Genomic DNA, 21,130 nt, shown 5'->3' on the forward strand with positions numbered 1-21,130 from the left:
AGATGCAGATTAAAAGCTTCCACTCTAGGAGGCTTTTTTTTTGCTATTTAAAATAATATTTAGATATTTGTCTAAATACCTAATTAGTGAATTTATTATTTAAAGCATTAAACGACGACACAAGACGTCAAATTTTAGAACTTCTAAAAGAAGATAATCTTACTGCAGGACAAATTGCTAACGCCTTTAATATTAGCAAACCTAGTATATCACATCATTTAGACATTTTAAAACGTGCAGATTTAGTAACCAGCGAGAAGAAAGGTCAGTTTGTAGAATATGCCATAAATACAACCATCCTAGAAGATGTACTCCAATGGATTATAACTTTAAAACAATAGAATTATGAATCTTAAAAAAGAATTTCCGTATATAATATTAATGGCTTTGCCATTTATATATTTAGCTTACATCTGGAATACTTTACCAGAAACGGTACCTACCCATTGGAATGCTAGTGGAGAAATAGATGGTTATGGTAGTAAAAACAGCTTGCTATTAATTCCGTTTATGTTACCTGTTTTGGTTTATATTATTATGACTATTGCACCCAAAATTGATCCAAAAAATAAGATTGCTACAATGGGAAAAAAGTATAAGCAATTAAAATTTTTCTTAGTCTTGTTTATGTCTATACTAGCCTTATTTATAATTTACAGCTCAAAAACACAAAGCTTTTCTAGCCCAAACATTATATACATACTATTAGGTTTATTATTTGCTGGTCTTGGTAATTTTATGAAAACAGTAAAACCAAATTACTTTATTGGTATCAAAACACCTTGGACTTTAGAAAACGAAACAGTTTGGAAAAAAACGCATCTTTTAGGTGGTAAAATATGGTTTGTTGGTGGTTTACTAATTGTTTGCATGAGCTTAATCTTTACAGCACAAACAGCAGCTACTTTATTTGTAATAATAGCAGTATTAATTACCATAATACCGTTAGTGCATTCTTATATTGAATTTAAAAAAATAAAATAGTTATTATGAAGTATTTAAATAACCTATCAGTTGCGCTGTTTATATTATTTACAAGTTTGACTGTTGCACAAACCGAAAAACCACAAACACCAAAAGCACCTTTTGATTATATAATTGAAGACGTTACTTTTATTAACACAGCAGCAGACAGCATAGTGTTAGCTGGTACATTAACGTTACCTAAAGATACTATCAATCCTCCTGTTGCCATTTTAATTAATGGTTCAGGTGCTCATGATAGAGATTGCGACATCATGGGTCACAAATCCTTTTGGGTAATTGCAGATTATTTAACCAATAACGGAATTGCTGTTTTACGTTATGACGAACGTGGTACAGCACAATCCCAAGGTGATTTTAGTACAGCTACCACCTTTGATTTAGCTAAAGATGTTGAAGCTGGTATTAATTTTTTAAAATCACGCACAGATATTGATGTATCAAAAATTGGATTAATTGGTCATAGCGAAGGCGGATTAATTGCACCAATAGTAGCATCTACCAATACAAACGTCGCTTTTATTGTCATGCTTGCTGGTACAGGTGTTAATGGACAGGAAGTACTACAGTCACAAAGCAAAAAAATTGCAGAACTACAAGGGACTACTAAAGAAGGTATTGCTTTTAACCACCAATTAACAACTATAGCTTATGATGCTTTACATTCTGAAACTGAAACAGACAAGCAAAAGGCTGCTATAACTTTAGCTTTAGAAAGCTATAAAAAACAATTAGAAGCAAATCAAAGTCCGTTTGCGGTTTATGTAAATAATATAGTAATTAAACAATTAGCTTCACAATTAACTAATCCTTGGCTTTATGCGTTTATTACATTAGACCCTAAAGCATATTTAGAAAAAGTAACGTGTCCTGTTTTGGTCCTTAACGGAACTAAAGATGTACAAGTATTACCAGAAATAAATTTACCTGCCATTAAAAAACACCTTGAGACTGCTAAGAATAATGATGTAACCATCCACGAAATTGAAGGTTTAAATCATTTGTTTCAAACTGCTAAAACGGGAAACATTAATGAGTATGCTAAAATTGAGGAAACTTTTTCTCCTGTTGCTTTAAAATTAATATCAGATTGGATTCATGCTAGATTTTAGTGACTATTAATTTTGCATCATAGCACAATACCTATTTTAGGATTCTAAAATTTATTTGCCATTTTGCTTAATAACAAAAACATTGCAATGGTTATTGTTATTAATAGGATAAACTCGAATTGCGGAAATTGTTTGGATATTAGTCCCGCAACCAAAAGGCTAATAAAAAAACGAATGGCTAAATTTTTAATTATATTCATTAAATAATTACTATTCCTTTATAGTATACTTGGCTGTTTTGGTACTTGGTAGGCTTTGCGTTAAGGATGGAAGTGGCATCCTTTTTTTGCTGCCATATATGGCAAAAAAAGATATAATGGACAGCCTGACCCACTTTTGCTACTTAAAAGCAAAAGTGGGTAACGCCCAAAATAATTTAGTTAAGCATTTTCCATAGTGTGTCTTTCAACTCGGTTAAACCTTGTTGTGCTACACTTGATATAAATTGGTAAGGAATTGGAAGTGTTTTATCCAATTCGGTTTTCAGTTCTGCTTTAAGCTCGTCGTCCAACATGTCAGACTTTGAGATGGCAATCATACGATCTTTGTCTAACATTTCTGGATTGTAACGTCTTAACTCGTCCAACAAGATCTCATACTGTGCCTTAATATCTGGCGCATCTGCTGGTATTAAAAATAGTAAAATCGAGTTACGCTCTATGTGACGTAAAAAGTAATACCCTAATCCTTTACCTTCTGCTGCACCTTCAATAATCCCAGGAATATCAGCCATTACAAAGGTTTGAAAATCTCTGTATTTTACAATTCCAAGGTTAGGTTTAAGAGTTGTAAACTCGTAATCTGCAATTTTTGGTTTTGCTGAGGTTACTACAGAAAGTAATGTGGATTTTCCTGCATTTGGAAATCCAACCAAACCTACATCTGCTAAAACTTTAAGTTCTAGGGTTATAAATTTTTCTTCTAATGGTATTCCTGGTTGTGCATAACGTGGTGTTTGGTTTGTAGAGGTTTTAAAGTGCCAGTTACCTAGACCACCTTTTCCACCTTCTGCCACAATACGCTCTTCTCCATCCTCAGTGATTTCAAAAAGGATCTCGTTAGTTTCTGTATCTCTAACGACAGTACCTAAAGGTACGTCTGCGTACATGTCTTCTCCATCTTCTCCAGAGCTTCTACTTTTACTACCATGTCCACCATGTCCTGCTCTAATATGTCTTTTAAATTTTAGATGCAATAGCGTCCAAAGGTTAGAGTTACCTCTTAATATAACGTGTCCTCCACGTCCACCATCTCCTCCATCTGGTCCACCTTTTGTAATAAATTTTTCGCGATGTAAATGCACAGATCCTTTTCCTCCGTTACCAGAAGAGACATGCATTTTTACGTAGTCTACAAAATTTCCCTCAGTCATAATTTAGTTAAAAAGTTAAAACGTTAATAGTTAAAAGTTTTCACTAATACTTATTAACTCAAACACGTTTGTTTGTATTACAATTTGTCAATTACAGTGTTTAAGCGTTTGGTAATATCTTCTATACCACCAATACCATCTACTCCAAAATATTTATTTTGTGCTGCGTAGTAGTCTTTTAAAATTGCAGTTTCGTTATAATAAACTTTAATTCTGTTTCTAATAATAGCCTCGTCCGAGTCGTCTTTTCTTCCACTAGTTTTACCACGTTCTAACAAACGTTGTACTAACACCTCATCCTCTACTTCTAAAGCTACCATTGCGCTAACTTCAGAGTCTTTATCTGACATAATTTTATCTAATGCTATCGCTTGCGTTTCGTTTCTTGGAAAACCATCAAAAATAAATCCTTTAGCCCCAGCATTACGCTCTACCTCTGCCTCTAACATGTCAATAGTTACTTGATCTGGTACTAAATGTCCTTTGTCCATGTAAGACTTAGCTAGCGTACCTAAAGCAGTTTCGTTTTTGATATTATACCTAAATACATCTCCTGTAGATATGTGTACTAGATCATATTTTTCTTTTAAAAAATTAGCTTGCGTTCCTTTTCCTGCACCTGGAGGTCCAAATAGCACTAAATTAGTCATGTGTTGTGTTGTTTTTAGTTGGTATACTGCTGGTAAATCGCGACCTAACCCATCATAATCTAGACCATAGCCTACTATAAATTTATTAGGAATCTCTATACCAACATAGTGTAATTTAAAGTCTTTTTTATAAGCTTCCGGTTTGTAAAACAGTGTTGCGATTAACAATTGTTTTACGTTTTCGGATTTAAAAATGCGGTGTACTTCTTCTAACGTGTTTCCTGTATCAATAATATCTTCTAGGATAACTACAGTACGTCCTGTTAAATCTTGTGTTAAACCAATTAAGCGTTGTATATCCTCTGTAGATTTTACACCTTCATAAGAGGCTAATTTAATAAAAGTAACCTCACATGGTTTTGGATATTTTTTCACAAAATCACTTACAATCATAAACGATCCATTTAAAATCCCAACAAATACTGGGACTTCGTCTCCTAAATCGTGAGCGACTTGATTAGCCATTCTTGTTACAGCATCATCCAATTCTTGTTCAGAAATAAATGGCTTAAACTGTTTGTCGTGAAGCGTAATAGTTTGCATTTTATAAATTTAAAGCGCAAATATACGCATTTGTGACTGCTTAACAGATATTTGAATTCGATTTTTAGGTCCTCTTTTGGTTTTAAAATGTATTTTTGTGGCTAACACGATTTATGACCAATGAATTATTTTTCTTCAGACTTTAAATTAGGTATTTTAGGTGGTGGCCAATTAGGCAAAATGCTACTTTATAATACTAGAAAATTTGATATTTACACTTGTATTTTAGATAATAGTAATGAGGCACCAAGTCGTATGGCTTGTAATGAGTTTACTAAAGGTGACTTGATGGATTTTGATACTGTTTATAATTTTGGCAAACAGGTTAACGTCTTAACCATCGAGATTGAAAATGTAAATGTCGCTGCACTTGAAAAATTAGAGAATGAAGGTGTTACGGTTTACCCATCGTCAAAAACATTAAGACGCATACAAAATAAAGCGACTCAAAAATTATTTTATCAAGATCATAATTTACCAACTGCACCTTTTAGTAGGTTTGCTTATGTGTCTGAGATTGAAGACGCTATTGATAATGGTGGTTTAAACTTACCATTTGTATGGAAAGCTGCACAATTTGGTTATGATGGTAATGGTGTGAAAATAGTAAGATCCATTGCGGATTTAAAAGATTTGCCTAAAGGCGAATGCATAGCAGAACAATTAATTCCGTTTAAAAACGAATTAGCTGTAATTGTTGCTAGAAGTGCTAATGGCGAAATGAAAACCTATCCTGTGGTAGAAATGGAGTTTCATCCAGAAGCTAACCAAGTAGAATATGTTATTTGTCCTGCAAGAATAAGCCCAGAAGTTGCTAAAAAAGCGCAAGATATTGCATTAAAAACATCTGAAGCTTTTAATCACGTTGGTTTATTAGCTGTTGAGTTATTTCAAACCGAAGATGATAAAATACTAATTAACGAAGTTGCACCAAGACCACATAATTCTGGTCACCAAACGATTGAAGGGAGTTATACCTCACAATTTGAGCAACATATTCGTGCTATTTTAGGATTACCTTTAGGTAAAACTGAGAATAAAGTGGCAAGTGTTATGGTTAATCTTGTTGGTGCTGAAGGCTATACAGGTCAAGTACACTACAAAAACATAGAATCTATAATGGCTATGGATGGTGTGACACCTCATATTTATGGTAAAAAAGAAACACGACCATTTAGAAAAATGGGTCATGTTACCATTGTAGATGAAGACTTAAATACAGCACGTCAAATTGCTGAAAAGGTTAAAAATAGTATTGAAGTGATAAGTAATTAAAGGAAAATACAACCCATAAATAATTTACAAAAACCCTTTACAAATCATGTAAAGGGTTTTTAGGTTTAATGGATTAATAGCTTATTATTGTTTTATTATTTTTTTTGTAATTGTTCCTTTTTCTGTTTCAATAGTTATCAAGTATAATCCAGGTTTATAAAAACTCATATCTATTTTTTCAACAGATTGATTAATTTTATAAATGGTTTTCCCAATAATGTTAGAGACTTGGACACTTTTTATATTGTTGATTAAAGAAATATTTAACTCATTTAAAACCGGATTTGGAGAGAGTTTTACATCTAATAGCAAATCTTGATCTTCCAAACTAAGTGAAACGCAATCAGTACTATAATTTGTTGATGCATCCTTGTACCAAGTCCCATTAGTAACGTTAGCTTCTGCTTGTGTTACATCGTCCACCTCGATGCAATTTAAATTAGGATTTAACGATGTACTTAAGCTTTGTAAAATCCCATTGGCTCCATTTTTAATATTTAAGGTTGACAGATTATTGCTATACATATAAACCTCCAGCAGTTTATCATGGTTACTTAAATCTAAATTTTCAATATTATTATACGATAATACTAAAGTTTCTAAATCTAGATTATTTGATAAATCTATAGACGTAAACTTAAAACCTGGATAAGGATCAAAAACATTCAGCAGTTTAAGATTGGGTAAATTAGAATAATCCATACTAGATATTCTATTAGCTCCCATCCACAATCTTTCTAAAAGAGTATTATTACTTAAATCTAAACTAGACAAACTACAATAAAACAGATTTAATTCTTTAAGCAATGTATTGGCTGAAAGATTTAAACCAGATAAAGCAACGCCACTATGATAATAATACTCCAACAAGGGATTTTGCGTCAAATCTACACTAATCACCTGTGTGTTTTCTAACGAAAGTAAATACAAATTAGGGTTTTGTGTTACATTCACATTAGATAAATTTGGATTAGAACCAACATCTAATGCTTGTAAATTATTAAAATTACTAACATCTATAGTTGCTAAGTTAGAACTATCTAAATTGATATTCTCTATTACATTACTGCTAGCAAAACTTACTGAAGTTATTTGGTTAAAATCTGCATATAATTGCTTTAAATTAGTATTCCCAGTTAAATCTAAAGCTCCTGACAAACTGCAATATTGGGCACTAAGCGTCTCTAAATTCGATAAATTAGAAATATCTATACTACCTAAAGAATTATTACTAATATTTAAATATATAAGATTAGTAAAACTATTAATACCTGTTAAATCTGAAATATCAACGTTCAACAAACTAAGAAAAGTAATAGACTCGGCATCACTGTTTAAAATATCACCAGTTAATCCATTAGAGTCTATACCTAAATTTATCAATGATTGCTCAAAATTAGAATCAGGTATTAGTGTCGTGGACTGGCTAAAAGTTAAACTTGTATATAAAAGTATAATAAAAGTAATTTTTAATTTCATAGCTGTTGTTTTTTTTAATGTTTCTTATAAAGCCCAGTATTCTATTTCTAGACTATGGGCTTTAAGATTAATAGCAAATCTTCATTAATTACGCATGAAGAATAATACCTCATTATTTATAAAATAAAGCGGTTGGTTACCTAACAAGAACAAAATTACAAGTGTCTTGAAGACATTTAACCATACTAAAGTTTGGTTTTTTATTTATATTGTGATGGTAAATTGCGCTAATGAAATACTTAACCTTACTTTTTTTTCTTCAATTAAACATCTCCTTTTGTCATAGTCAAACAACGACCATGGACTCATTTAAAATCCATGAAAATATTTACCTATTGGATAGCATATATAGTAATGAAGATGCAACAAACATAGTTAACCATTATAACAGTGGTCATTTCAAGACTCCGTTAGGAAACGATATTTATCACAATTTTAAGAACAATATTAACTATTGGATTTACTGCGATTTACGAGAACAAATAAACGAGAAACGCTACCTAACTTTATGGAATCATTATTACCAAGCAGTAGAAGTTTTTTATCTAAAAAACAATTCTTTAAAAAGAATACACCAAGTAAATAGATTTAAAAATTTTGGTTTTTTACACACCTATTTTAGGTTGCCTACATGGACAATTTTACCAAATAAAAATAATAAAATTTTTATAAGATTTAATAACAGTAGATCCTTGAGCTCCATCAAATTACTTTATCAAACCGAAAACCAGTTTTTAAAATTTGTTCAAAAAGATACTATTGCAACTACTGTTTTAGTTACATTTTTAATTGTCCTTATTATACTAAACCTAATTTTCTTTCAAAAAGAAAGTACAACCCATTATTTTTGGTATGGCTTCTTCATATTTTTTAATATCGTAGATTTTCTGGCCTACAAAGGATATGGCCCAATGATTTTTTGGTCAGAAAGCAAATTCTTAATTACTAACTTTAGGACAATAGCACAATGCTTAAGCATAGTTTGCTTACTATTATTTATTAATAGTTTTTATGGAAAGTATAGAATTAACAAGATTATTAAATTATGTTTCAAAATTTGTATTGCATCAAACATATTATGTTTAGGCTTATTTACTTTTGAATATTATACTGCATATTTTGAAAACTTAAAATTTACAATAATCCCTTTCTTAAGATTACAAACTTTACTACTAATTATATTCCATATTGTTTTAGCCATAAAAGGTAAAATTCCAAAATATTTAGGATTAGCTTTTTCGATGCCACTTTTTCTTGTTCAAATTAATTTTTTCTATAATCCAAGAGTTAACATAACCATTAATCAAGCCTTAATATTTGATAATTTACAATACATAGCAGTTGCTATTGAAATAATAGCGATAAGTTATTTTATAATCACTGAAATTATAAAAGAGAAACACAGAGCTACAACACTGAAAAAAGAAAACTTAATATTAAAAAACAACTTCCAAGAAAATTTATTAAAACTTAAAACTGATGAAAAAAATAGATTACTAGCAAATGTTCACGATAGTTTTGGAGGTTATTTAGAAGCACTTAAATTAACCTTTTCAAACCAAAATAAATCTACGACAGACAAAACTAAAATCATTCTAGACGCCTTTTATACAGAATATCGTCAACTTTTAAATTCACTTTACACACCTGAAGTGAATACTGAAAATTTTAATGAAAATTTAGAAGAATTTTGTCTTAAACTAGATAAGCTTACTCCATTAAAAATAGAATTAAATTTTGAAATTAAGGACCATGTAATACCGCAAGACAAGTGCTATCACATGTACAATATCATCTCAGAACTTGTCACTAATGCAATTAAGCATGCCAATGCAACAAATATTAAAGTTAACTTAATTAAAATTAAGTCTAATATATTACTATCTGTCTCAGATAATGGAAAAGGTTTTGAAACAAATAAAAATGGATATGGATATGGTTTAAAGAATGTAACTTCTAGAACAGAATTATTAAACGGAAACTTATCTATAATTTCGGATAAAAAAACAGGAACACAAATACAAATAGAAATACCTATTTAATGGATACAGACCAAATCAAAATTATTATAGCAGATGATAATAAGTTTTTTGCGCAAGCACTAAAAGAAAGCTTAGAGAAAAATCCAAAATTAAAAATTATTAAGATGTTCTATCAATTGGACGATTTAGCAAACAACTGTAGTTCGTTTTACTTTGACATACTAATTTTAGATATTAACTTTAAAGGTGAAAATTCATTATTAATAATTGATCAATTAAAATCTAAATTAAATGTTTTTAAAATTATAATTCTTACAACTCTAGTCAATAATTACACAAAAAAGCTGGCTGCATCAAATGGTGTTTTTAACTTTAAAAGTAAAGACGAAACATTGCACAACTTTGATTTAGAGCTAATAAAAATTGTAAAGCATGAAGACAATAATAACACACAAAAAGTTTCCTATAAAAAAACATCTATTGCTTCAGTTAAACTTACAGATACTAAAATTAATATTTTACAAGAACTTTACACATCTGCTTCATTAAACGAAGAATTAATAGCTAAAAAACTTAATATAAGTATCGCAACATTAAAAACACACAAGCAACAATTATTTGCTTTAACTGGAACTAAAAATGTAAGCCATTTAATTAAATTTGGAATAAAAAACGGAATTATTTTACCTTAAATAAACATTAGCTACTTTAATAAAATATTATTAAACGTATTTTTGCAAAACAACTAAATTTTGAAACAACACAATTTATGAGCAAAGTAGCAGTAATAATGGGAAGCAATAGTGATATGCCAGTCATGCAAGACGCTATTGATATATTAAAAGAATTTAAAATAGACATAGAAGTTGATATTGTATCAGCACATCGTACACCAGAAAAACTATTTGATTTTAGTAAAAACGCTCATAAAAGAGGCATTAGCGTCATTATTGCTGGTGCAGGTGGTGCAGCACATTTACCAGGTATGGTAGCCTCTTTAAGTCCATTACCAATTATTGGAGTGCCAGTAAAAAGTAGTAATTCTATAGATGGATGGGACTCGGTATTATCCATACTACAAATGCCAGGAGGTGTTCCTGTTGCTACTGTTGCATTAAATGGAGCAAAAAACGCAGGAATATTAGCTGCACAAATTATAGGTGCATCTGATGCATCAGTATTGGATAAAATTATAGCTTACAAAGAAGCTTTAAAAGTAAAAGTAGAGCAAGCTTCAAAAGATATTAAATAGTTAAAAACAGAAAACCCCAACTAGGTTGGGGTTTTCAATCGCTATTAATCTTTCTATATGTGGACATATATTCTCACATCAAAAAAACTTATGTCAAAGTTGCAACTTAAGCCTCTATATGTACAATTAACAGCCAATAAAATTAGAGGTTTCGACAAACAACACTTTTATCGGTTTAACAATAGTTTATAATAAAAAAAAGCCCCAAACATAAGTCTGAGGCTTCCATCGCTATTATTTTCTATTTATGAGAATGTATACTCATATCCAAAAAACAGTTGCAAAAAAGTATGTTTTCTTACAAAAGCAACCAACATTTTGTATTATTTTAGAATATTAGTTAAAGAGTCTTAATAAATCGTTAAATAACAAGATATAAAAAAAAAGCCTCAGACATGTCTGAGGCTTTTTATCGCTATTAATCAATAATTTTTATGTGAGTAACCAACTCACGGGAAAAAATCATTTGCAAAAATAATCATTTAAATAATTAATATGCAATAAAAATATTAATTTTAACATCAAAAATTTTACTATAACGTTATAATGAATACACTTTTAAACAATTTTAGCACAAAATTTAACACTCCACCTTTTCAATCTATAAAAAATAAGGACTTTAAACCTGCCATTTTAAAACTAATTGAGGATACTAAATTAGAGATAGAGACGATTATAAAAACTACTGACGCTCCTACTTTTAAAAACACAATCGAAGCTTTAGAGTTTTCTGGACAACAACTAGATCGTGTAACCAGTATATTTTTTAATCTTAACTCCGCAGAGACTAATGATGACCTTCAAAAAATAGCACAAGACATCTCTCCTATTTTAACCGAGTTTGGGAATGATATAACATTAAACGAAGCGTTATTTAAAAAAGTAAAACACGTTTACGACAATAAAGATAGTCTTGATTTAAATATAGAACAGACTACATTATTGGATAAAAAATATAAAAGCTTTTCTAGAAATGGAGCAAATCTTCCTGAAGATAAAAAGCAAAAACTAAGAGCTATTGACAAACAATTAGCTAGTTTAAAATTAAAGTTTGGAGAAAACATTTTAGCAGAAACCAATGCTTTTGAAATGCTAATCACCAATGAAGCTGATTTATCAGGATTACCAGAAGGTGCAATTGAAGCTGCAAAACAATTAGCTGAGTCTAAAAACAAAGCGGGTTATTTAATAACTTTAGATTACCCAAGTTATATACCATTTATGACGTATGCAGATAATAGAGCATTACGTAAAAAATTAGCGTTAGCTTTTGGAGCCAAAGGATTTAATAATGACAAATTAGATAACCAACAAAACGTTTTAGACATTGCTAGACTGCGTTTTGAACGTGCTAATTTATTAGGTTATGACACACATGCACATTTTGTTTTAGAAGAACGCATGGCTCAAACTCCGGAAAAAGTAAATACCTTTTTAGAAGACTTATTAGTTAAAGCAAAACCTGCTGCTTTGCGCGAGTTTGCAGAATTAGAAGATTTTGCAAAAGAACTTGATAACTTAGATCGATTAGAAAAATGGGATTCCGCTTACTATTCTGAAAAATTAAAACAAAAACTATTTAATTTAGATGATGAGCAACTTAAACCTTACTTTAAATTAGAAAATGTTATTGATGGTGCCTTTCAAGTTGCAAATAAATTATTTGGACTTCAGTTTAAAAAAATTGACACAATAGATAAGTACCATGAAGATGTTATGACCTATGAAGTTTTAGATGAAAACAATCAATTAGTTTCCATATTTTATGCTGATTTTTTCCCTAGAGCAGGAAAAAGAAATGGTGCATGGATGACATCCTTCAAACCACAATTTATTAAAGATGGCATAAACCAAAGACCACAAATATCTAACGTATGCAACTTTACAAAACCAACTAAAAGCAAACCGTCATTACTAACGTTTAATGAAGTTACTACATTATTTCACGAGTTTGGTCATGGATTACATGGTATGTTAGCCAACACAACTTACCCAAGTTTATCTGGTACAAGTGTGTTTTGGGATTTTGTAGAGCTACCTAGTCAAGTTTTAGAAAACTGGTGTTATGAGAAAGAAGCTTTAGAATTATTTGCTAAACATTACCAAACTGGAGAAATCATTCCAATGGATTTAGTCCAAAAAATTAAAGAAAGTGCCACATTTCAAGAAGGAATGCAAACCCTTAGACAACTAAGTTTTGGTTTATTAGACATGAGTTGGCATGGTATTAACCCAACAGACGTTACCAATGTTAAACAACATGAAAACAAAACCTTTAAAGACACAAACCTGTATCCTGATGTTAAACAGAATTGTATGAGTACTGCTTTTGCGCATATTTTTCAAGGTGGTTATTCCTCTGGATATTATAGCTACAAATGGGCAGAAGTCTTAGATGCAGATGCGTTTGACTACTTTAAAGAAAAAGGTATATTTAATAAAGAAGTAGCAACAAAATTTAAAGACAATGTATTATCTCAAGGTGGTACAGATAATCCAATGGTATTATACAAACGTTTTAGAGGTCAAGAACCTAAACCTGAGGCACTATTAAAACGCGCAGGACTAATAAAGTAATTTAGTTATAATAATTTAAAATCTGCCATTCTTGACTACGTTTAAGAATGGCTTTTTTTGTTTAAAAAAATAAACTTTCAATAATTACTGAAAGTTTAAAAATTATTAATATATTTGTATCATGGAATATCAAGAAGCAAAAGATAAATTTATTAGTACTTGGGGAAGTTTAGGTTCACTTTGGGGAATAAACAAAGCTATGGCGCAAATACAAGCGCTTCTTTTTATTTCTACTAAACCATTATCCATGGAAGAGATTATGGAAGATCTTAAAATCTCTAGAGGAAATACTAGCATGAATTTAAGACAATTAATGGATTGGGGAATTGTAACCAAAACATTAGTGGCTGGTGAACGTAAAGAGTTTTTTACTACTGAAAAAGATGTACAAGAATTAGCTAGAATTGTTGCTGTGGAACGTAGCAGAAGAGAAATTAAACCTGTAGTCAAAGTTTTAGATGAAGTTTCAAGTATTAAAGATGATGGCACTGCAAAAACTAAAGAATTAATCAAACAGACAAAAGCACTTCACGAGTTAACAGAAACTATGGACGTGATGATAAATAAATTAGTAAATCAAAAACAAAATTGGATTACTAAATCTTTACTTAAACTATTTAAATAAAAAAATTTGAAACTAACTTTCAATAATTATTGAAAGTTTTAAACACTTAATAACTATGAAAACAGTATTTAACATCAACAAATTTCTAGTCATTGCTACTACCATTTTATATTTAACCTTTTATCTAGGCTTATACGCTCAAATATTACTTGGTGCTGTTCAATTAATAAGTGCGTTAGGTATCCTTTTTCTGTGGAAACAGTATAATAATAAACAACAAAAGCATATAACATTGTATTGGATTTTAACACTGTGTTATGGTTTAGGTTGGTTAATCGTTAAAGATTTAAATGGATTATTCCTAGTTGTTTTACTTATAATCATAATTCCAATGAGTCTTGCATATTATTTTACATGGATATTAAACGATCTTAAAAAAACTGAACTATGAAATATCAAATTCCTAATTGGTTAATAATTCTTGGAGGATGTGGTCAAATATTTACAGCTTTAATCTATCCTTACATCCGTCATAAAGTTTTTGATTGGTATAATGATGTTAAAAAACTTAAACCATTAAATCAAGAAATAGCAAAAACATATGGTCGTTATATACAAGGTTTAAATTTTTGTTTTGGATTGATTGCAATATTAATACCTACAGATTTAAAAAACGGAAGTCACTTAGCTTTAGCACTAACCACTTTAATAGGCATGTATTGGGTAGGTAAAGTGGCTACTCAAATTGCATATTACCCTATGTATCAGATTCCGCAGAAAATAATTTTTAAAATAGGAAGTTATTTCATGAATACACTATTTGTAAGCTTTGCAATAATTTATACGTGGCTATTTATCTTAAACTTACAGACAATTATAAACTAATTACAATGAAAAATCTATATACTATTAATAGTTGGGCGTTTATAATTTGTGTTTTGATAAGCTTTACTGTTTATGGAGCAATAATAGCATTACCCATATTAGGCATTATTCAAATTATTATAAGTGTAAAAATTGGAATTAATTTTAAACATCTACCTAAGTCAATTAAAATATCAAGCTTTATCTATTTGCTTAGCGTCGTAATTGCATTAATAGTCATCAAAATAATAGTATTAAATCAATTATTAATCTTTTTTATTTGGTCATTAATGGCTATCATACTGGCTGGATTTCATTTAGCTATAACACATTTTATTTCAAAATATAATACCACAGAATAGTCAATACATTTTAAAATTTAAAAGGTAATTCTAATAAAACTATCACTTTTAGCACAACCAAAAATACATAGTAAAATAAGTTATAATAGTAGATTTTTAAAATCAGGCAAAAGAAGAATACGAGTTTTGGAGTAAAGCTAATATTATTCATTTTGACTATTCCTCACCTTCTAACAAACTATTATAACGGTTCTTTCAACCCTTTGCTATCCAGTTTACATATCAAAGTTTTAGCTATTCCATTATTTAGATGTAAAAAAACGTAATTACTTAATTGTAATTTTAGTATTTTTAGCCCGAAAAAGAAATCTTAAACATGTCAGATCACACAATTAATCCTAATAAATGGATAGATTTATACAGCGACTACCTCTTTAATTACACCATTACACGTGTAAATGACAGAGCAATAGCGCAAGACTTAGTTTCTGACACTTTTCTAGCTGGTCTAAAAAGTATGAAAAACTTTAAAGGAGAAGCTAGTGAGCGTACTTGGCTAGTATCTATTTTAAAAAGAAAAGTCATTGACCATTACCGTAAATCTAATTCTAATAAAGGTAAAGCTGAAGTTAGAATGTCTTACAATTCTGATAGCGAAACAGAAGGTGATTGGTTAGAAGAGCGCGTTGCAGATCCTTTTGATAAAACTGCAGAAGACCAAATTGAAAATACTGAATTAGCCAGCGCAATTGATGATTGCCTGTCTAAATTACCAAAAAAACAAGCTCAAATATTTGAAATGAAAACCATTTTAAATTATGAAACCGAAACAATTTGTAATGAATTAGAAATAACTGCGTCTAATCTTTGGGTAATCATCCACAGAGCAAGAACTGCTATGGCAGGTTGTTTAGAAAAAAATTGGTTTTAATTATGTTTATGAAAAAATTTATGATTTCTTGTGAGGAATCAGGACATATCTGCGATAAAGCTCAGTATCACGAAGCTACTATTTTAGAAAAAGTGAAGTTTAAATTTCACACATTTATGTGTGCGGTTTGCAGACAGCACTCTAAAAACAATACTAAGTTAACGCATTTAATAAATAGCATAAAAGGAAACCAATTATCGGTAACCGAAAAAAAAGAACTTAAATCTTCTTTTGACAAAGAATTACAGAAGCATCAGTAACATCCAAAATATAGGTAAGGCTTCTACCCAAAACGATGTATAATAGGTGTTTCTATTTTGATTAGCAAAATAGATAAACAAGCACAAACTTACACTTACAATACCTTGCTGTAGCAATCCCAAAACAGAGATACTGTCCTTAAAAAATTCTGAAAAATAGAAAATTAAAACAAAACCAAAACCTAATAACTTAGTGCGTTTTACGCCTATTTTTTGTGGTATGGTAGCCAACTTTAAACTATCATAGCTTAAATCTCTTATTTCAAAAGGCAGCATTAGTGCTATAACCAAAATAAAATTTTGACAAATTGTAATAATAGCATCTTGATTAAATACTCCATTGTTATCTAATAGTGGTAAGACTACCGTAACACCACTCCAGACCAAAGCAATAACATACACCTTTAAACCACTAATATCCCTTAAGTTTTGTTGCGTATCTAAATACCATTTTTTTGGTAAAAAAGGTATGGCGTATAAAAATGTAACAACACCAAAACCTAGAATTAACAAGACAGTGTTTTGTTGTAATTGCAACCCAAAATACAACATCAAACTAAAGCATATAAAAGAGAACAGTTGTATAACTTTTAACCAATTAGCCAAACTACGATGGTGCCATTTAGCAATACCAAAATATTTTACAAAATTATAACCTGTTATAGTAGCAAAAAAATTAAAATAAAGGATGGTAGCGTCATAATTTATGTTCAACTTTTTTAAAGTAATCCAACTTAACGCATAGACTGCTAAAGCAACATGAATGCTACTATTTATGTAAAAATCTAAAAGCTGTTTTAGGACCTTCATTAGACAAAAATAATTAATCTGTTAATAAAGCAACCGATTAGTTGAAAACTTTCAATTTTTAACAAAATTTTACTATTAGTTTTCGTTAATTTTGCAAACATTAAAAAACAACTATATTTTTTCTCAAACCTTGTAAAAAAGGTTAATAACAACACAACACAAATGAACACAAACGCATTCGCATTACGTCACATTGGTCCAAGAGAAAATGATCAAAAACTAATGCTTCAAACAGTAAACGCAGATACCATTGAACAATTAATATCTGAGACTGTTCCTGCTCCAATTCGTCTTGAAAAAGACTTACAGCTAGATGAAGCTATGACAGAATATGAGTATTCAAATCATATTAATAACCTGTCTAAACTTAACAAAACCTACAAAACCTATATTGGTTTAGGATACCATCCAACTATTCTACCTGCTGTTATACAACGTAACATACTAGAAAATCCAGGGTGGTATACAGCTTACACGCCTTACCAAGCCGAGATTGCTCAAGGTCGTTTAGAAGCATTACTAAATTTCCAAACTATGGTTACTGACCTAACAGGAATGGAATTAGCAAATGCATCTTTATTAGACGAAAGCACTGCTGCTGCAGAAGCAATGAGCTTGCTATTTGCTGTTAGAGAACGTGATCAGAAAAAAGCTGGAGTTTCTAAATTTTTTGTTAGCAATACTATTTTACCTCAAACCCTATCTTTATTACAAACACGTGCTACTCCAATTGGTGTAGAGTTAGTAATAGGTGATGAAACTACGTTTGATTTTTCTACAGACTTTTTTGGAGCAATATTACAGTATCCAGGTAAAGATGGTCAAATTACAGACATCAAAACCTTTATAGAAAAAGCTAACGCAAATAACATTAAAGTAGCAGTTGCTGCAGACATTTTAAGCTTAGTAAAATTAGAAGCTCCTGGTAAATTTGGTGCAGATGTTGTCGTTGGTACTACACAACGCTTTGGTATTCCAATGGGTTATGGAGGACCACACGCAGCATATTTTGCTACAAAAGAGGCTTACAAACGTGATATTCCTGGACGTATTATTGGTGTTACTAAAGATGCTAATGGTAACAGAGCTTTACGTATGGCTTTACAAACCAGAGAGCAACACATTAAACGTGACAAAGCAACCTCTAACATTTGTACAGCGCAAGTATTATTAGCAGTTATGGCTGGTATGTATGCAGTTTATCATGGACCAAAAGGGTTAACTTTTATTGCAAATCAAGTACATAATGCAACGTCAACATTAGCCAATGCCTTAACTAAAATGGGTATTGAGCAATTAAACAGTTCATTTTTTGATACACTTCAGGTTAAAGCTAATGCTTCAACTGTAAAAACAATTGCAGAAAAGCACGAGGTTAACTTCTATTATCCTAATGACAATACGGTTACAATCTCAATCAACGAGACAACTTCTGTTAAAGATATCAATCAAATTATAGCAATTTTCGCTGAAGCGGAAACAAAGCCGACTACAACAATCGATAGTTTTACAGAAGCAAACAATATACAAAACAGCATACAACGTCAATCTGAGTTTTTAACTTTAGACGTGTTTAACACGCATCATTCTGAAACCGAATTAATGCGTTACATAAAAGGTTTAGAGCGCAAGGATTTAGCCTTAAACCACTCTATGATTTCTCTTGGATCTTGCACAATGAAGCTTAATGCTGCTTCAGAAATGCTACCATTAAGTTCTCCAAATTGGGGAAGCATCCATCCATTTGTTCCTTTAGATCAAGCTGAAGGTTACCAACAAATGCTAAAAGCATTAGAAGATCAATTAACTGAAATCACTGGTTTTGCAGGCACCTCTTTACAACCTAACTCTGGAGCTCAAGGTGAGTATGCTGGATTAATGGTTATTAGAGCGTATCACGAATCTAGAAACGATCATCATAGAAACATCTGTTTAATACCAAGTTCTGCTCACGGAACCAATCCTGCAAGTGCAGTAATGGCTGGAATGAAAGTTGTGGTTACTAAAGCTGATGAAGATGGTAATATTGATGTAGAGGATTTACGAGAAAAAGCCGAATTGCATAAAGACAATCTAGCTGCTTTAATGGTAACTTACCCATCTACTCATGGTGTTTATGAGTCTGGAATTAAAGCTATCACACAATTAATACACGATAATGGTGGTCAAGTCTATATGGATGGAGCCAACATGAATGCTCAAGTTGGATTAACTAATCCTGGAAATATTGGCGCAGACGTTTGTCACTTAAACTTACACAAAACCTTTGCTATTCCTCATGGTGGTGGTGGACCTGGTGTTGGACCAATTTGTGTTGCTAAACAATTAGTGCCATTTTTACCTGGTAATCCTGTTGTAAAAACTGGTGGTGATCAAGCTATAACTGCTATTTCTGCAGCTCCTTTTGGATCTGCTTTAGCATGTTTAATATCTTATGGTTACATAAAAATGTTAGGTGCTGAAGGATTGAAAAAATCAACCGAAATAGCTATACTTAACGCTAATTATATCAAACACAGATTACAAGGTGCTTTTGAAACTTTATACTCTGGAGAACAAGGTCGTGCAGCGCATGAGATGATTATAGATTGTCGTCCATTTAAAGAGCATGGTATTGAGGTTGTGGATATTGCAAAACGTTTAATGGACTATGGTTTTCATGCTCCAACGGTTTCTTTTCCAGTTGCAGGAACTATGATGATTGAACCTACAGAAAGTGAAAGTAAAGCAGAAATGGATCGTTTTTGTGACGCTATGATTTCTATTAGAAAAGAAATTGATGCTGCAACTAAGGATGACGATAATAATCCTTTAAAAAATGCACCTCATACATTAGCTATGTTAACAAGTGACGAATGGTTATTACCATACACTCGTGAGAAAGCTGCTTATCCTTTGGATTACGTGGTGGACAACAAGTTTTGGCCTTCTGTACGTCGTGTGGACGACGCTTATGGAGACCGAAATTTAATATGTACTTGTGCTCCAATTGAAGCTTATATGGATGCTAACTAAACGTTGGACATCGTAAATAATTAACCAATAAAATTGCCTTTAGTTTTTAACTGCTTATCTTAGCAGTTAAACAATTAAAGGCAATCCTTTTTTTATGAATATTAAGATTATTGGAACAGGAAGTTACATTCCAAGTACTATTGAAAAAAATGAAGATTTTTATAATCATGAGTTTTTAAATGCTGATGGTTCTAAAATAAATAGCACAAATGAAGTTATCGTTGATAAATTCAAAGCCATTACAGGTATTGAAGAAAGACGTTACATAAAATCAGAATTATTAAACTCTGACATTGCATTTTATGCAGCCGAAAAAGCAATTGCTGATGCTAAAATCGACAAAGAAACTTTAGACTATATTATTGTTGCCCACAATTATGGTGACATAAAACACAATACAGAACAAAGTGACACTGTCCCTAGTATAGCCTCACGTGTAAAACATTTATTACAAATTAAAAATCCTAAATGTGTTGGTTACGACTTACTATTTGGATGTCCAGGTTGGATAGAGGGTGTTATACAAGCCAATGCTTTTATTAAATCAGGAATAGCAAAACGCTGTTTAGTTATTGGAACGGAAACATTATCTCGCGTTGTAGATAAACATGACAGAGACTCCATGATTTATAGTGATGGCTCTGGAGCTGTAATTGTCGAAGAAACCAATGACGATAGTGGAATTATTGCACACGAGTCCGCTACCTATGCATTAGATGAAGCTCATTTTATCTTTTTTGGAGAAACCAATAATTTAGAATCTACTAGTCAACGCAGATACATTAAAATGTATGGTCGTAAAATTTACGAATTCGCTTTAACCAACGTGCCTTTAGCTTTAAAATCATGTTTAGAAAAAAGTGGCTACAACATAAATGATGTTAAAAAAATATTGATACATCAAGCTAACGAAAAAATGGACGAAGCTATCGTAAAACGTTTTTACAAGCTACACGACATGAAAATGCCAGAAGGCATTATGCCAATGAGTATTAATACTTTAGGTAATTCTAGCGTAGCAACTGTACCTACTTTATACGATTTAATTTTAAAAGGTAAACTAAAAGACCAAGAGATTAATAAAGGTGATGTTATACTTTTTGCTAGTGTTGGTGCTGGTATGAATATTAATGCTATAGTTTACAAACAATAAAACG

At 31.0% G+C, this 21,130-nt stretch carries 20 protein-coding genes; 16 read left to right on the top strand and 4 right to left on the bottom strand.

Going from position 1 to position 21,130, the window contains the following annotated elements; genetic code table 11:
• Positions 1 to 86: 86 nt before the first annotated feature.
• The 3 genes from WNY60_RS11065 to WNY60_RS11075 are packed head-to-tail and all read left to right on the top strand — an operon-like array spanning position 87 to position 2,096.
• Positions 87 to 341, top strand: a complete 255-nt coding sequence (locus tag WNY60_RS11065) for an autorepressor SdpR family transcription factor (protein WP_342862403.1) — start codon at positions 87 to 89, stop codon at positions 339 to 341.
• Positions 342 to 345: 4 nt separating this feature from the next.
• Positions 346 to 984, top strand: coding sequence for an SdpI family protein (locus WNY60_RS11070; protein ID WP_145002775.1), 639 nt, complete (start codon positions 346 to 348; stop codon positions 982 to 984).
• Between the two features lie 5 nt (positions 985 to 989).
• The gene (locus WNY60_RS11075; protein ID WP_342862404.1) at positions 990 to 2,096 is read left to right on the top strand and encodes an alpha/beta hydrolase; all 1,107 of its coding nucleotides are present in this window, start codon (positions 990 to 992) and stop codon (positions 2,094 to 2,096) included.
• 376 nt (positions 2,097 to 2,472) lie between these two features.
• Here WNY60_RS11075 and obgE read toward each other — a convergent pair whose 3' ends face one another.
• Both obgE and WNY60_RS11085 read right to left on the bottom strand, forming a co-directional pair.
• A complete protein-coding gene (obgE, locus tag WNY60_RS11080) occupies positions 2,473 to 3,468 on the bottom strand; it encodes a GTPase ObgE (RefSeq protein ID WP_145002781.1) in 996 nt (331 codons plus the stop codon).
• A gap of 77 nt (positions 3,469 to 3,545) precedes the next feature.
• Entirely contained in the window at positions 3,546 to 4,661 is a 1,116-nt protein-coding gene (locus WNY60_RS11085; RefSeq protein ID WP_145002784.1) for an adenylate kinase, read from the bottom strand.
• 120 nt (positions 4,662 to 4,781) lie between these two features.
• Here WNY60_RS11085 and WNY60_RS11090 point away from each other — a divergent pair, with 120 nt between their 5' ends.
• Positions 4,782 to 5,936, top strand: coding sequence for a 5-(carboxyamino)imidazole ribonucleotide synthase (locus tag WNY60_RS11090; protein ID WP_339808371.1), 1,155 nt, complete (start codon positions 4,782 to 4,784; stop codon positions 5,934 to 5,936).
• A gap of 84 nt (positions 5,937 to 6,020) precedes the next feature.
• Here WNY60_RS11090 and WNY60_RS11095 read toward each other — a convergent pair whose 3' ends face one another.
• A complete protein-coding gene (locus WNY60_RS11095; RefSeq protein ID WP_339808370.1) occupies positions 6,021 to 7,415 on the bottom strand; it encodes a T9SS type A sorting domain-containing protein in 1,395 nt (464 codons plus the stop codon).
• A 299-nt stretch (positions 7,416 to 7,714) separates the two neighbouring features.
• On the opposite strand from WNY60_RS11095, the gene WNY60_RS11100 reads away from it, so the two are divergent.
• From WNY60_RS11100 to WNY60_RS11145, 10 genes are all read left to right on the top strand, one after another.
• Positions 7,715 to 9,457 carry an ATP-binding protein gene (locus tag WNY60_RS11100; protein WP_342862406.1) on the top strand — a complete coding sequence of 581 codons (1,743 nt, stop codon included), beginning with the start codon at positions 7,715 to 7,717 and terminating at the stop codon, positions 9,455 to 9,457.
• A complete protein-coding gene (locus tag WNY60_RS11105; protein WP_339808368.1) occupies positions 9,457 to 10,089 on the top strand; it encodes a response regulator in 633 nt (210 codons plus the stop codon). The genes WNY60_RS11100 and WNY60_RS11105 overlap by 1 nt, the downstream gene beginning before the upstream one ends.
• 77 nt (positions 10,090 to 10,166) lie before the next feature.
• Positions 10,167 to 10,649 carry a 5-(carboxyamino)imidazole ribonucleotide mutase gene (purE, locus tag WNY60_RS11110; RefSeq protein WP_145002798.1) on the top strand — a complete coding sequence of 161 codons (483 nt, stop codon included), beginning with the start codon at positions 10,167 to 10,169 and terminating at the stop codon, positions 10,647 to 10,649.
• 546 nt (positions 10,650 to 11,195) lie between these two features.
• Complete coding sequence (locus WNY60_RS11115) at positions 11,196 to 13,226, top strand: M3 family metallopeptidase (protein WP_342862407.1); 2,031 nt, start codon at positions 11,196 to 11,198, stop codon at positions 13,224 to 13,226.
• Positions 13,227 to 13,347: 121 nt separating this feature from the next.
• Entirely contained in the window at positions 13,348 to 13,851 is a 504-nt protein-coding gene (locus WNY60_RS11120; RefSeq protein ID WP_028283705.1) for an ArsR family transcriptional regulator, read from the top strand.
• A gap of 55 nt (positions 13,852 to 13,906) precedes the next feature.
• A complete protein-coding gene (locus tag WNY60_RS11125) occupies positions 13,907 to 14,242 on the top strand; it encodes a hypothetical protein (RefSeq protein ID WP_342862408.1) in 336 nt (111 codons plus the stop codon).
• Positions 14,239 to 14,676: a hypothetical protein gene (locus tag WNY60_RS11130; RefSeq protein WP_342862409.1), complete on the top strand. Its 438-nt coding sequence runs from the start codon at positions 14,239 to 14,241 to the stop codon at positions 14,674 to 14,676. Before WNY60_RS11125 ends, WNY60_RS11130 begins: the two co-directional genes overlap by 4 nt.
• Before the next feature lie 5 nt (positions 14,677 to 14,681).
• Positions 14,682 to 15,017, top strand: a complete 336-nt coding sequence (locus WNY60_RS11135) for a hypothetical protein (protein ID WP_339808363.1) — start codon at positions 14,682 to 14,684, stop codon at positions 15,015 to 15,017.
• A 316-nt stretch (positions 15,018 to 15,333) separates the two neighbouring features.
• The gene (locus WNY60_RS11140) at positions 15,334 to 15,888 is read left to right on the top strand and encodes a sigma-70 family RNA polymerase sigma factor (RefSeq protein ID WP_145002810.1); all 555 of its coding nucleotides are present in this window, start codon (positions 15,334 to 15,336) and stop codon (positions 15,886 to 15,888) included.
• An 8-nt stretch (positions 15,889 to 15,896) separates the two neighbouring features.
• Positions 15,897 to 16,148, top strand: a complete 252-nt coding sequence (locus WNY60_RS11145; protein WP_261375348.1) for a hypothetical protein — start codon at positions 15,897 to 15,899, stop codon at positions 16,146 to 16,148.
• On the opposite strand, the gene WNY60_RS11150 is transcribed toward WNY60_RS11145, so the two are convergent.
• Positions 16,131 to 16,958 (bottom strand): hypothetical protein, encoded by an 828-nt coding sequence (locus WNY60_RS11150; protein WP_342862410.1) that lies wholly within the window; start codon positions 16,956 to 16,958, stop codon positions 16,131 to 16,133. The two genes, WNY60_RS11145 and WNY60_RS11150, sit on opposite strands and share 18 nt — an antisense overlap.
• A 162-nt stretch (positions 16,959 to 17,120) precedes the next feature.
• Between WNY60_RS11150 and gcvP the strand changes: the two genes are divergently transcribed.
• Positions 17,121 to 19,973: an aminomethyl-transferring glycine dehydrogenase gene (gcvP, locus tag WNY60_RS11155; protein ID WP_342862411.1), complete on the top strand. Its 2,853-nt coding sequence runs from the start codon at positions 17,121 to 17,123 to the stop codon at positions 19,971 to 19,973.
• 94 nt (positions 19,974 to 20,067) lie between these two features.
• Positions 20,068 to 21,126 carry a ketoacyl-ACP synthase III gene (locus WNY60_RS11160; RefSeq protein WP_339808360.1) on the top strand — a complete coding sequence of 353 codons (1,059 nt, stop codon included), beginning with the start codon at positions 20,068 to 20,070 and terminating at the stop codon, positions 21,124 to 21,126.
• Positions 21,127 to 21,130: the final 4 nt, after the last annotated feature.

Origin of the sequence: Olleya sp. AS48 (assembly GCF_038900355.1) — a bacterium.
GTDB lineage: Bacteria > Bacteroidota > Bacteroidia > Flavobacteriales > Flavobacteriaceae > Olleya.